1 protein-coding gene is annotated in these 1,590 nt (G+C 42.1%); it reads right to left on the reverse strand.

Translation table 11 applies throughout. From position 1 onward, the window contains the following. The coding region (locus HP456_RS23750) for an ABC transporter transmembrane domain-containing protein (protein WP_246289407.1) at positions 1–989 on the reverse strand (989 nt) is incomplete at its 3' end. Between the last annotated feature and the right edge of the window lie 601 nt (positions 990–1,590).

Genomic DNA, 1,590 nt, shown 5'->3' on the forward strand with positions numbered 1-1,590 from the left:
GATTTCGGAAGTTCAGGATCACGTACATCCTGGACATAATCCAACGTTTCCTGGACTCGGTCAAGGGAGGCATTTCCGCGCTGCATAATATTGATGAGTTCCCCGATCGCAAACATCGGCCATATCAGCATCCCAAGATACACGTTGAAGGAAACAAGCTGGCCTAATGTGATGGACTGGTGAAAGACAAGATACGCACCATATCCAAGCCCGATCAAATAGCTTAATCCCACCAGTACTTTAATCGTAGGATCGAACAGTGAATCGATTTTTGCGACTTCGATATTTTTCTCATATACATCCTCCGTCAAATGAGAAAAGCGGTTTTCGTCTGCCCTTTCTTGAACATAGGCCCTTATGACCCTTACTCCCGCCACTGACTCCAGGACCTTATCATTCAATTCCCCGAATGCGTCCTGAGCTTCCGTGAATCGTTTATGAATCCTTGCACCATATACTTTCATTAAGAGCGCCATCAATGGCAGCGGAAGGATGGCTGCTATCGTCAGTTTCCAACTGATCATAAAGCCCATCGTGAACAGGATGGTCAGCATGAACACACTTGAATCGATCAGAGTGAGTACGCCGAATCCCGCAGTGACAGAAATGGCCTTCAAATCATTTGTCGCCCTTGCCATTAAATCCCCCGTACGATTTTTCTCAAAGAATGTCGGTGTCATCTTCAATAAATGAGTCATGAAATTCGAACGCATCTTGCGTTCCAATAGAAAGGCTCCCCCAAACAGCTTATACAGCCATATATATGTCATCCCGTAAGATACAATCGTGATGCCGCCCATTAGCCAAAGGTAGTTACTTACTGCATCCCAGGACATCGTGCCCATCTGTATATCATCTATGGCATCCCCTACAAGCTTCGGAGGGATCACATCAAGTATCCCCACGATTGTCAGAAGGAAGATCGCGACTGTATACCTTTTCCAATTTTCTTTAAAAAACCAGGATAACTTTTTAAAAATACTAAACATATCATTTACCCCCTCAACATACTTTCACTATCCGCCTTCTGTCTCCACGGCGGTCATCATTTTCTTCTTTTGTACATTCAGCATGTGTACTTCCTCCACTTCAAGTTTTTATATTTGTGAACAGGACCAATCCTGAAGTCACCATGAATGGTTTAAACAAACAAAAAACGGGCGTTAAAAGGCTTTCAAAAATGGTTCGGAGTCTCCCCGAAGCCATCGGTGCCTGATAACGCCCGTATCCGGAACATAAAAAAGCACAGATTATGGTACATAACCTGTGCCTTTTATCCATGAATCAAATTAAATAGGAGTTACTGGTTATGTGATGATATTGAATTGGCAGAAACCGTTTTTACTCTTTCGCGAGCTGTATACACGTTGATCATCACAAACCCTCCATTTCTTAATCGGTTAATTATTCCAATAACTAACATACTACACCTTTTAAATTGTGTCAATTTTATTTTTATTACTAATTTTCTTAATACATAATGTCTACGTTCCTGTTCGGGTGCACCCAATCCACGATATGATTCGAATGCAATGATTACTCCGATTGGCTGCGAAGTGGTCAGTCATAATCTGAATACCATCCATTTAT

Origin of the sequence: Bacillus haikouensis, assembly GCF_013179555.1 — a bacterium.
In the GTDB taxonomy this organism is placed as follows: domain Bacteria; phylum Bacillota; class Bacilli; order Bacillales; family Bacillaceae_B; genus Rossellomorea; species Rossellomorea haikouensis_A.